This window comes from Hwanghaeella grinnelliae (assembly GCF_004005845.1).
In the GTDB taxonomy this organism is placed as follows: Bacteria; Pseudomonadota; Alphaproteobacteria; order UBA8366; family Aestuariispiraceae; genus Hwanghaeella; species Hwanghaeella grinnelliae.
In genome coordinates, this window is record NZ_SADE01000001.1 from 1586251 (window position 1) to 1598501 (window position 12251).

At 57.9% G+C, this 12251-nt stretch carries 9 protein-coding genes; 3 read left to right on the plus strand and 6 right to left on the minus strand.

The window, feature by feature from the left end:
- Positions 1–31 precede the first annotated feature (31 nt).
- On the minus strand, positions 32–1630 hold the full coding sequence (locus EOI86_RS07330) for an ABC transporter substrate-binding protein (RefSeq protein ID WP_127764434.1): 1599 nt from the start codon (positions 1628–1630) through the stop codon (positions 32–34).
- Between the two features lie 187 nt (positions 1631–1817).
- On the opposite strand from EOI86_RS07330, the gene EOI86_RS07335 reads away from it, so the two are divergent.
- Positions 1818–2642 carry a TauD/TfdA dioxygenase family protein gene (locus tag EOI86_RS07335; protein ID WP_205032094.1) on the plus strand — a complete coding sequence of 275 codons (825 nt, stop codon included), beginning with the start codon at positions 1818–1820 and terminating at the stop codon, positions 2640–2642.
- On the opposite strand, the gene EOI86_RS07340 is transcribed toward EOI86_RS07335, so the two are convergent.
- A complete protein-coding gene (locus tag EOI86_RS07340) occupies positions 2639–3502 on the minus strand; it encodes a phosphodiesterase (protein WP_127764435.1) in 864 nt (287 codons plus the stop codon). The two genes, EOI86_RS07335 and EOI86_RS07340, sit on opposite strands and share 4 nt — an antisense overlap.
- A 246-nt stretch (positions 3503–3748) precedes the next feature.
- Between EOI86_RS07340 and gyrA the strand changes: the two genes are divergently transcribed.
- Positions 3749–6595 carry a DNA gyrase subunit A gene (gyrA, locus tag EOI86_RS07345; RefSeq protein WP_127764436.1) on the plus strand — a complete coding sequence of 949 codons (2847 nt, stop codon included), beginning with the start codon at positions 3749–3751 and terminating at the stop codon, positions 6593–6595.
- Between the two features lie 86 nt (positions 6596–6681).
- Here the strand turns inward: gyrA and EOI86_RS07350 are convergent, their stop codons facing one another.
- The 3 genes from EOI86_RS07350 to EOI86_RS07360 form a co-directional block, all read right to left on the minus strand.
- Positions 6682–7572: a hypothetical protein gene (locus tag EOI86_RS07350; protein ID WP_127764437.1), complete on the minus strand. Its 891-nt coding sequence runs from the start codon at positions 7570–7572 to the stop codon at positions 6682–6684.
- 19 nt (positions 7573–7591) lie between these two features.
- Positions 7592–8716, minus strand: coding sequence for an MBOAT family O-acyltransferase (locus tag EOI86_RS07355; RefSeq protein ID WP_161973736.1), 1125 nt, complete (start codon positions 8714–8716; stop codon positions 7592–7594).
- 299 nt (positions 8717–9015) lie between these two features.
- Positions 9016–10038 (minus strand): sterol desaturase family protein, encoded by a 1023-nt coding sequence (locus EOI86_RS07360; RefSeq protein WP_161973737.1) that lies wholly within the window; start codon positions 10036–10038, stop codon positions 9016–9018.
- A 580-nt stretch (positions 10039–10618) separates the two neighbouring features.
- On the opposite strand from EOI86_RS07360, the gene coaD reads away from it, so the two are divergent.
- On the plus strand, positions 10619–11125 hold the full coding sequence (gene coaD / locus EOI86_RS07365) for a pantetheine-phosphate adenylyltransferase (RefSeq protein WP_127764440.1): 507 nt from the start codon (positions 10619–10621) through the stop codon (positions 11123–11125).
- Between the two features lie 447 nt (positions 11126–11572).
- On the opposite strand, the gene EOI86_RS07370 is transcribed toward coaD, so the two are convergent.
- The gene (locus EOI86_RS07370) at positions 11573–12241 is read right to left on the minus strand and encodes a fumarate hydratase C-terminal domain-containing protein (RefSeq protein WP_127764441.1); all 669 of its coding nucleotides are present in this window, start codon (positions 12239–12241) and stop codon (positions 11573–11575) included.
- Positions 12242–12251 lie beyond the last annotated feature (10 nt).

A 12251-nucleotide genomic window follows, 5' to 3' on the forward strand; every position in this document is an offset into this window, starting at 1 on the left:
CGTCAATAGAACCGGCAGTTGCCGGCCCTTCTTACGCGTCCTTGAACCACCAACGTTCGAAGAACATGCGCCCGTCGACATCGTAGTTCGCGGACAGAGTGCCATGGCCGATTTTGTCGGAAATGCCGAAAACGTCATTGGCGAAGAAGGGAAGCAGCACGCCGCCGTCGTCGCGGACGATCCGCTGCATTTCCGCATACAGTTCGGTCCGTTTTGCATTGTCCAATTCCGACCGGGCTTCCACCAGCAGCTTGTTGAAGCGCTCATGGTCCCAATAGGTGTCGTTCCAGGACGCACCCTTGGCATAGGCCTGCGTCAGGATGCTGTCCGGTGTGGGATAGCCCGGCCAATAGCAGGCGGTGAACGGCTTCTGCATCCAGACATTCGACCAATAGCCGTCTTTCGGCTCCTGTTTCACCGTGACCGTGATGCCGGCTTTTTTCGCCTGCTCGCTAATCAAGACCGCGGTGTCGACGGCGCCCGCGAAGGCCGCGTCGGACGCGCTGAGGGTGATGTCGAGGGAGGAAAGGCCGGCTTTTTTCAGATAATGCTTCGCCATGTCCGGGTCATATTCCCGTTGCTCCAACTCCGCGTTGAAGAATGGATAGGCGGCGCTGATCGGCTGGTCGTTCCCGATGGAGCCATGGCCGTGCAGGATGGTGCGTAGCAAATGGTCGCGGTCCACCGCGTGTTTGATTGCCATGCGCACATTGTTGTCGTCGAACGGCGCGGTATCGGTGCGCATCGGGAAGGTATACTGGGTCTTGCCCGCTACTTCCTCCACCACAATACCCTTCATGCCGGCCATGCGTCCGGCCGTTTTGAAGTCCAACCGGTCGACACCGTCGACTTCGCCGCTGATCAGCGCGTTTTGGCGGGCTGCGGAATCCGGGATGGTTATCAATTCGGCGCTGGCGAAATGGCCGCGATCGTCCTGCCAATGGTTTGGGTGTTTTTCGTAACTCGCCCGGACCCCTGGTTCGAAGTTTTTCAGGATGTAAGCTCCGGCGCCGATGCCGCTTTGCCAATCCAGGCTGCCGTCACTGTTGGCCTGATAGATCGGGAAGTTGAAGCTGCTGAGTTTATAGGGGAAGTCCGCATCCCCTCCCGACAGGGTAACGATTACATCCATGCCGTCGGCCCGGATCTCTGTGATCGGATCAACCATGGTTTTTGCCGAAGACTCGGATTTTTCGCCGCGATGATGATTGATCGAGGCGATGACGTCGTCGGTGGTCAAGGATTTACCGTTGTGAAATTCGACGCCCTTGCGGATCTTGAAAATCCATTTTTTTGCGTCGGCGGAGGCTTCCCAGCCTTCGGCCAGTTTCGGGATCAGTTTCCCGTTGCCGTCCATTTCCGTCAGCGTGTTGGTGATCGCGTAATGGGTGGCGGATAGAAAACCGGTCAGGACCTTGCCCGGGTCCAACGTGTCGGACGTGCTGCCGTGGCCGATGCCGAAACGCATATGGCCGCCTTTCGGAACGGCGGCTTTTGTCGCACGGGGCAGGGATGTGGCGGCCATGCCTGCGATCCCCGCGGCGCTTATCGCGGTCGCCTGTTTCAGAAAGCCGCGCCGACCGAGTCCCCGGTCCAGCGATGGCCCCGCGTTGAATTTTGTATCCTTCATCGTTTCGTCTCCCTGGGGTTTCCCGTCCCCGTATTGTCCAAAAGCCAAGCTCCGTAATGTTGAACGAATAACAAAACTTTGTTGAACAGCCAACAATTTTTATGAAAAGCATATGGGCCGGTCTTTTTGGAACGCGGGGATTTCTTCATTGGTGCAAAGGTGGGAATTGAACTAGCCTTATCCCATCATGTTGGAAATACGCCCCATAACGACCGCCATCGGCGCGGAGATCTTCAACGCTGACCTGTCGCGCGATGATCATATCGAGGCCATACGGCAGGCTTTCATCGACCATTCCGTGATCGCCATCCGCGACCTGAACCTAACACCTGATGATCAAATCGCCTTTGCGCGGCGGTGGGGCGCCATCAATGTGAACCGTTTTTTCAAACCGGTGGACGGTTATCCGGAAATCGCGACGGTGTTGAAAGAGCCGGATCAGAAAGCCGCGATCGGCGAGGGGTGGCATACGGATCATTCCTATGATGTGGAACCGGCTGCCTGTTCCATGCTCTACGCCATCGAAACGCCCGCTGTCGGCGGGGACACGGCCTTCGCATCCATGAATGCGGCCTATCTGGGTTTGTCGGAAGAGTTTCGCCGGATGCTCGGCCAATTGAAGGCCTGGCATTCTTCCCGCCATGTCTTTGGCAAGAACGCGGACCGTTCGTACCGGGCCGACACGGACCGGGTCGGGAACGCGGAAGCGGCGACACAGGACGCTTGTCATCCCTTCGTGATCACGCATCCCTGGTCAGGCAAGCCGTGCCTGTATGTGAACAGTGTCTTCACGACCCATATCGACGGTTGGACGGCTGAGGAATCGGAACCTCTGCTGCAACAGATCTATACGCATTGCGTGAAACCGGAATACACCTGCCGGATCCGTTGGCGTCCCGGCACGCTGGGCATGTGGGACAACCGCGCCACCTGGCACAAGGCGATAAACGACTATCACGGCTATCGTCGCCTGATGCACCGGATCACGGTTGAAGGTACGGCGCTTTGCTAATCCCGGGCAGCAGCCACCTGCGCCCGACCGGCCTCCCGTTTGGCGTGGTCCGTGTTTTGATCCTTGCGGTGGTCGATTAATGGGCCGTCATAGGTGAAGGGGCAGGTGTGGATGACCGTCAGGTCGTCGGACAATAACGCGATATTATAGCTGGGCGCTTCATGGGTCATCGGCGCATCGTCCGCGGGGCCCAGGTCGAGCGCCACCTGGTGGTTGGTGCCGTAGAGGGTCGAAAAGGGAATGCCCCGCCAGCAGCCGGAAATCGGCCGGTGCACATGGCCGAAAAAATAGTGGCGGATATCGGCGCGGGTTTCCGCCAGCAGGGCGGCGACCTCCCGCCACTGCACCAGGCGAATCATATCCATCATGCGGATATGGATCTCGAAGGGCGGGTGATGGGCGAACAGATAGACCGGCTGGTCCTCAGCCGCCGCCGCGTCCAGTTCCGCCTTCAGCCACGACTGCCGGTCCGCGTCGTACCAACCCGCATGGGTTCCTTCCTGAACCGTATCCAGCATCAGGAACCGGCCTGCCTCGGTCTCAACCCGATATTGCACGAAACCGTTCGAATCCGTGCTGGCGCCGGGGAAGGCCGCCAGGAAGGCGGGACGCTCATCATGGTTGCCGATCAGCGGATACGCGGGAAAAGGCAGCCGGGCCAGTTCGCGTTTCAGGATCGTGTAGGCCGCGGCATCGCCCCAATGGGTCAGGTCGCCGGTCAGAACAAGGCAATCCGCGTCGCTGTGATGGGCGGCGATATGGGAAATCGCGGCCGTCAGCCGGGCTTCCGGATCCAGTCCGTATAGCGTCTTTCCGGGCGGCATCAGATGGGGATCGGTCAGGTGAATCAGCTTGGTCATGCGGGTATTCTCGAAAGGGGGGCGAAAACCTAGTCTAGTACCGCCCCGATGGAAGGAAAAACACCGTATTTCGTTGTTACACCGGGGAGCATCATGCTAGATATAGGGTTCTCGGGTGTCAGAATTATGACCGTGCCGGATTTCTTCCGGTTCCGTCCTGCCCCCCGGTTACGACCCTTCCGGACGAGGCCCTCCCAGGCGCCGACCCGGCAGGATTCTTTCATGGTCTAGACTGCAGGTTCCGCTTTGTCCGATCCAGTTTCTCCGCCGCCGCCCGGTAGCCCGGGTTTCGAGGTCAATCCCATCTCCATCGAAGAGGAGATGAAGACCTCCTATCTCGCTTATGCGATGAGCGTGATCGTCAGCCGTGCGCTTCCCGATGTGCGCGACGGCCTGAAACCGGTGCATCGCCGTATTCTCTACGCGATGAAGGAAAACGGCTACGATTCGTCCAAGCCGTACCGTAAATCGGCGCGTATCGTCGGGGACGTCATGGGTAAGTATCACCCGCATGGCGATTCCGCGATCTACGACGCGATGGTCCGCATGGCGCAGGACTTCTCCATGCGCCTGCCCCTGATCGACGGTCAGGGCAATTTCGGGTCCATGGACGGCGACCCGGCGGCCGCGATGCGGTATACCGAAGCGCGGCTGTCCAAAGCGGCCGAAACGCTGCTGGACGATATCGACAAGGAAACCGTCGATTTCCAGAACAACTATGACGATTCCTCCAGCGAGCCAGTGGTTCTGCCGGCGCGCTATCCGAATCTGCTGGTCAATGGCGGCGGCGGTATCGCCGTGGGCATGGCGACCAACATTCCGCCCCACAACCTGAATGAAGTCGTCAATGCCTGCATTGCCTTCATCGATGATCCGGGCGTCAGTATTGAACAATTGATGGAAATCGTGCCGGGGCCCGATTTCCCGACAGGCGGCATCATCCTGGGCCGGTCCGGCATCCGCTCCGCCCATCAGACGGGCCGCGGCTCGGTGATCATGCGGGCGCGGACCCATATGGAGGAAATCCGCGGGCGCGAGGCTATCGTCGCGACCGAAATTCCCTATCAGGTCAACAAGTCGCGCATGCTGGAACGCATCGCCGAAGTGGTGCGCGAAAAGCAGGTCGAAGGGATCGCCGATCTGCGCGACGAATCCGACCGCGACGGCGTGCGCGTGGTGATCGAGCTGAAGCGCGACGCGGTCTATGACGTCGTCCTGGCGCAGCTTTACAGATACACCCCGATGCAGACCAGTTTCGGCGTCAACATGCTGGCCCTGAACGGCGGCCGGCCGGAGATGTTGAACCTGAAGGACATCGTCGCGGCCTTCGTCGACTTCCGAGAGGAAGTGGTGACGCGCCGAACGGCCTTCGAATTGCGCAAGGCGCGGGAACGCGCCCATGTCTTGGCCGGCTTGCTGGTGGCGATCAGCAATTTGGACCCGGTGATCGAATTGATCCGGGCCGCGCCGGACCCCGCGACCGCGCGGCAGGAATTGATGTCCCGCGACTGGGAAGCCGGCGACGTCGCCCCCTTCATCGCCTTGATCGACGATCCTGGGCATGAGGTGATCGACGGCAAATACCGCCTTTCCGAAGCCCAGGCGCGCGCCATCCTGGAATTGCGCCTGCAGCGCCTGACCGGCATGGAACGGGACAAGCTGGCGAACGAGACGGCGGAACTGGCCGATAAGATCCGTGATTTCCTGGAAATCCTGCAATCCCGGCCGCGCCGCCTTCAGGTCATGCGCGACGAGTTGATCGAAGTGCGCGATCAGTTCGGCACGCCGCGCCGCACCTCGCTGGAAGAGAACGAGTTCGAGCACGATATCGAAGACCTGATCCAGCGCGAGGACATGGTCGTCACTGTCACGCAGGGTGGGTATATCAAACGCGTGCCGCTCTCGACCTATCGGGCACAGCGCCGGGGCGGCAAGGGCCGGTCGGGTATGTCGATGAAGGATGACGATGCGGTCGTGAACGTCTTCGTCACCTCGACGCATACGCCGGTGCTCTTCTTCTCCTCCTTCGGCATGGTGTACCAGATGAAGGTCTATCGTCTGCCGCTGGGAAGTCCCACGGCGCGGGGCAAGGCGCTGGTCAATCTGCTGCCGCTTTCCGAAGGGGAGTATATCAGCACGATCATGCCGCTGCCGGAGGATGAGGAAAGCTGGGGCGAATTGTTCGCCGTCTTCGCGACAGCGACCGGCAATGTCCGCCGTAACCGGCTCAGCGATTTCACCAATATCAAGGCGAACGGCAAGATTGCCATGAAGCTGGACGAGGGCGACCGCTTGATCGGCGTGCGCACCTGTTCGGAAGACGAGGATGTCTTCCTCTCCACCGCGCAGGGCGTTTGCATTCGTTTCCCGGTGCCGGACGTCCGCGTCTTCTCGGGCCGGACGTCCACGGGCGTGCGCGGCATCCGCTTGGCAGAGGGCGATGACGTGGTCTCGCTATCGCTGATGAACCACAGCAAGGCGACTTCGGACGAGCGCGAAGACTATCTTCGCGCCGCCGCCGCCAAGCGCCGCTTGGAAACCGCGGATTACGCGGATGACCAGGAACGCCGCGCGAAAGACGAGGAAACGGCCAGCCTGTTGGAACAGGAACCCTATGCCGAGATGCATGAGGCTGAGGAATTGATCATCACCGTGTCCGACGCGGGCTATGGCCAGCTTTCCTCCTGCTTTGACTACCGCATCACCGGGCGTGGCGGGAAAGGTATCGGCAATATGAATCTGGGCCGCGGGGACGACAGCCGAATTGTCGCCTCCTTCCGCCTTGTGCCGGAATTGGACGAGTTGGTCCTGGTCAGCTCCGCCGGTCAGATCATCCGTGCCCATGCCAACGAAATCACCCCGAAACGCCGCGGCAGTATGGGCGTACGCATTTTCGATGTCGGCGCCGAGCAAAAGGTCGTCTCCGTCGCCCGACTGCGTGATGCCGAGGGGAGTGACGAGGAAGAAGGTGAGGAAGGCGAAGACGGCGAGAACGGGGTCGTTGTGAACGATGCCGATGCGCCGGCTTCACCCGAGACACCGGATGCCGGCGATGAAGGCGCGGAAGAAAGCGGCGAGGCCAACGAAGACTAAATCGCCCGCTCATGAAGGGTTGAAATGAAAGAAGCCGCTCTTGGGAGCGGCTTCTTTCGTTTCGGCAGGCCGTGGCCGTCGGTCACTCAATCGCCAAAACATGCTTTCAGCAAATCTGGTGAAAACCGGGTCGCACCCTCACTGTTGAGGTGATCCACGTCGCGAAAGAATCCACGGTTACGAACGGCGGCTCTGGCATCCCAATAATGTGCGCCGACCCGTGCTGCTTGGTTTTTGAAAAAGGCGATTTCCTCTTCATGTCCCGCGGACGAAGTAGCGGATGCCATGGCGGCGGCATAGTCTTCGGAAACGGGATAGCTTACGAGACATAGACGGGCGCCTTTTTCGACGAGCCAGTCGATCAGGGCCGCGTATTCCCTTCGTGCCGTTTCCACGTGTTCCGTCTCTCTGATTGTATGCCATGTCCGCCTGATTTGCGCATCGAGCAAGCGCTTCCGGGGCGGCACGGCTGAAAGATCGCCTGACGACAATAGCGACCCGAAATCCGTGACGGTGACTTTCGATTCCAAGTGACCGCCGTTTCGCAAAAATGTCTCCCAATATGCAAATGCACGGGAGCGGTGACGGACTGAGCGGATGTGAAGATTGGGAACGTCGTTGTCGATCTTGTGTCGACTATTGACGCGGTATGGAGCGAACAAATGCGGATCGGCTTGGAGAATGATCCGGCCCGGGGCGTGGTCAGAGAAGTAAGACATCGCCTTCACAGCCATGTCGTGAATATTTTCGGAAGGATAGGCGAGATTGATAAAACCATCCGACGCATTGAATCCCCGCGCGGCGTGACTATCGCCGAACGCTGCGTCCGATACCTGCGACGTATTCAATAACCTCGAATGTGCGCCCAGCGTGTCTTGTGGCAGGACTTGGTCGCGGATGAGCCATTCGGTCGCCCCCACAAACCCGAAAAAGACAACTATGCAACTGGCGAAAAATGCCAATACAGCGGCGTTCATTCTCGGCCCGTGCCGGGGGTTAAAATTGGAAATAGATGAATGCATTGCTGCCACTCACATAGACTTTGAAAAGACACACGGCGGAAAGCGATCCCAAAACCCCGGCGAATGCCATGGATGAGCGCGTGCTGACCGTTGCTGTCTTCAGTCGTTCAGTGATTTGGAGTGCATTAGGCATGAACCATACCAAGGCCACCGAAACGGCCAGGAGTGCGATCCCCAAATCGGCTGTTTCATAAATTGCCAACTCCCAAATTCCGGGAGCCGTCTGTGCTGTCATCGCGCGTACGATCGCCCCGGCTTGGGCGAAGTTTTCCGCTCGGAAAAACACCCAGGCGAAGACGACGCCTATAAAGGTCAGGATGGTGCTGATCAGGACGGGGACGCGCAGGCGGCTGTGACGGAACCAGAGGTGGGCGACGGTCAGGTAAAAGCCGTGCAATGCTCCCCAGAACACGAACTGCCACCCGGCGCCGTGCCACAATCCGCCCAGCAACATCACTATCCAAAGGTTCGCATAGCGCCTTACCGGTCCGGAACGATTTCCCCCGAGCGGAAAGTACAAATAATCCCTCAGGAAAGTGGAGAGCGTCATGTTCCAGCGCTTCCAGAAATCGATGATGTTCGTAGCCTTGTACGGGGACCAGAAGTTGACCGGCAGAGTAAGGCCGAAGACGAGCCCTAGGCCCAGCGCCATGTCGGAATAGCCTGAAAAATCAAAGTAAATTTGGAAGGTGTAACAGAGCATGCCGAGCCACGCTTCGATCATGCTTGTCTCGACAGCCATGGACTGCGCCAGAAAAAGTCTGTCGGCGTAGACCGCCAAATTGTCTGCCAGCAGAACCTTTTTCGCCAACCCGATCGAAAACAAGATGACACCGGCAGCGATATCTTCCGGCCGGAACCGAGCGAACCTGTTTCCGCCCAGCTGCGGTATGAGTTCGCTGTGGTGAACAATCGGCCCGGCGATCAATTGGGGAAAGAAGCTTATCAGGAAGACGTAGTTCAGCAGGGATCCGCTTCTCGTTTTCCCTTGGTATATGTCAACCAGATAGGCGATCTGCTGGAATGTGAAGAAAGAAATACCCAGCGGCAGTAGAATTGCGGGAAGGCCGGCATGGACGCCCGAAACCGCGAAAATCATATCGGCCAGAAATCCGGCGTATTTGAACCAGCCCAGCAAAGCCAAATTGAGGGCGATTGCAAACGCAGTGACGATTTTGCTGCGCGTCTGCGAAATCATACGCCCAAAGGCAAATGTGACGCCGATCGTGGCGCCCAGCAAAACGACGTATGGCGGATAGGTCCATCCGTAGAAAACGAATGACGCGATCACGAGATATGCAACAACGGATCGAGGCCCAAAGATCCGGGCGATCAGAGCCGCCCCGAATACGACAATGGGCAAAAACCCGACAAGGAACGAAAGTGAGGAAAAAAGCACTACGGTTGGCCCGTGTCCCTTTGCAGCTTCTCGTCTGCAGGGAAGCCGGCAAAGTGGCGCCAAATCTTCACAACCGGCGTGACGTATAGACCGAATAGCGAACGGTATTCCGGCAGTTCATCGTCTCCAATACCGAACTGCACGCGTTCGGTGTCCTTCGGGCAATACAATGTCCCAAAAAGACTGTCCCAAACGGAAAAGATGTGACCGAAGTTTTTATCGTAGTGCTGCTGAGACTTGCTGTGATGAACTTGATGCTGTGCCGGAGAAATGAACACACGATTCCAGAAGTCGCCGTAGGAAAGCCACAAATGGCTATGGCGTAAGTTGTAGCCGGCGATACGCCAAACCCAGATACCGATTAGCGAGCCGAAGACATAGATCGGCATCACGTCTTGCCCCAAAAACAGCACCCAAACGCCAATGCCGGCCCCCATGATGATGGACGTGCACACGGTCCCGAACAGCGCATCCAACGGATGGCGTCGAAGCGCTGTAATCGGTGTCAGCACTTCGGCTGAGTGATGCACCTTGTGCACTTCCCAAAGGACCGGAACCTTGTGCTTCAGGTAATGGGCATAGGTCGCGCTGAAATCCCAAAGTAAAACGATATAAACCGTATAGAGGATGCGCAAAGCCAGGGAGGAGTCGGTACCGGCTGTCTGCAGGCCAAGCACGGCGGCGAATTCCAGAATAGTATTCGAAATGATCGCCGGACTTAGAAACGTTGAGACGGCAATCGCGAAAAGCACTATCTGGTTGATGGCAAAAACAGCGTAGTCCAGTTTTGCGGAGTCATGCATAAAGATCCGCCGCGGGAAAAGAAGCTGCATGGTTCTACGCAAGTCGACTTCTGATGAACCGGTTTTCTGCCGGCGCCGGTGACAAACAACGAAAAACGCGATGCAAAACGCGATGAATAGCGGGAAAATACTCAAGAAGTGGCCCGGGTCGACAAAAACACGAAGCGTGACCGCCCAAATTGTTGCCAGTTGATCTGTTAACGAAAAATTGGACAGCATGACGGTACCAACGCTCAGTTTCGACGCTAGCAAAGGTACCGCGCCTGAATGCCGATAGCTTGTGCGAATGCCGCGCAATTTATTAGAACTCACGCTAACGTCGACCTGGCGCCCCTCAGTACGGTCTGAAACTTGGGGGGGCCGGTTTCCGAACGGGCCAAGACGCACAGGCCTATGGCCTGAGGTCGCCGGATAACGAGCCATCGCGGGTTAAGACTTCGCCCCCTGAGAGATATCGCCGTCTTGGATATTCCTTAGGCCCACGGCGCTTCCGCAAAGGGGCTGGCGGGGCCCTTGCCGATAAACGAGACAAATCCGCCCGAAATGGGCTTCTGTGACAAGTCAATCGTTTGATTTTTGGGGCCTCAAACGATCAGCAGTCGTGACCGGTCATTCAAAAGCGCGGTCTACCAATTTCGGGCCGTAGGGTGTAGATAGGCGCGGTTGTCGGCGGAATGGGCCGGTAACCGGGTGTTCGGTCTTAGGCCGGGGCCGTGTTTCCGTTGGTCGGTCGGCCCCGCAAGAATGGCCGCTACCGGCCTTGGCCAAGAACCTCAGAATGGTTTGAGGGGAGGACTATATGAGCACCGAACGGGTCGCCATCTATCCGGGGACATTCGACCCCATCACCAATGGTCATATGGACATCATCACGCGCGCCGCTCGGCATATGTGCGACCGACTGATCGTTTCCGTCGCGGTCAATGCGGGGAAGGGGCCGTTGTTCTCCCTCGAAGAGCGCACCCAGATGGTGCAGGCGGAGATCGACTCGCTGGCCAATGGCGGGGTCGCCACCAAAATCGAAGTGCGGAACTTCGATAGCTTGCTGATCCATTATGCGCAGGAAGTCGGCGCCACGATGATCGTGCGCGGTCTGCGCGCCATATCCGATTTCGAGTACGAGTTTCAGATGGTCGGCATGAATGCACGCCTGAACAAGAACATCGAAACCGTGTTCCTGATGTCCTCCGAACGGAACCAGTTCATCTCGAGCCGTTTGGTGAAGGAAATCGCCTCGCTTGGCGGCGATGTCAGCGAATTCGTTTCGCCCCGCATCGTGGAGCGTTTGAAAGAACGCCTCGTTTGAACAACGCCCCGTCTGATCAACGGTTTGATCAACGCCCTGGCCGTGCGGGTCGTTTTCTCGTGATGTATGTCACCGTTCGGTGATTATCTTTCTCCGATTTTTCGGAGGGGCGCGGCGTATTGATGACTTGCCAGTATAAATTAGCTAAAATTGTCACCATTCAGTGAAAAAAATCGCGTTGTTAATAAATGATTCAGAACATCGCGGTAGTGTCATCGAAACGACGGCGATTTGCCGAATTTGATACAGACGTTTTTCTTTTGGAGTGATTTTTAGCTGTGCGTCGAATTTTGGCGCGAAGGTTTTAAAATGTGGTGAGCACCGCATTGCGCAGTTTCGAGTGGTATTGGTAGCAGTTATTTGTACCGATGTTAGGGCGGGGCGTTCGGGAGACCGAATGCCCCGTCAATTTTTTCAACTCGCATTTTGCGGGGCGCCGGGCGCGTTTCAGATAAGTTCGTGATCGCGGTCGTCGGTTTCCCCAAAGCGGGAGAGGGCGGGTTTCTTCAGCCCTTCATACAATTTGTCGAGCCCCGCATTGATTTCCTTGTTGTTGCGTTCGAACAGGCTGTTGCCCTGCGCGTCGCCGTCGACCAGAAGGGGCCCGAATTTCTCGACCTCGATCACCCACATGGCTTGGGCTATGCCCAATTCGTCGAGCCAATGGACATCGTGGACGCGTTTGATGCCGCGGCCCAACAGGGCGCCGGTGCCGTATCCCACGGTCGTCAGATAGACCGCCCCGGCGGGGACGAACAGGCGCTTATAATCCGCTTCCGACATGCCGCCCTTGCCGATAATGACTTTGGCGCCGGACAGCGCGAACCAACGTTCCATCCATTTCGCGAAGCGGAAGCTGGCCGTTGCGGTTACCGCGCCGATAGAATAGCCGCCATCCGGCTTCACCGATGCGGCGGGTGAGCAGTGAAAGTTCACATTGCCGACCTGGGCGGGATCGATCGGCAGGGCGTGTCCTTCGTCGATCACCCGGCGATAGACGCCTTCGCGCCCGGTATAGATCAGCCCGTCGATATAGACGACGTCGCCCAGTTGCAGTTTGTCCAAGTCTTCCTGCCGGACGGGGGATTTCAGCCTGACTTCGCGTAAGGTGCTCATGGTTTGTTTT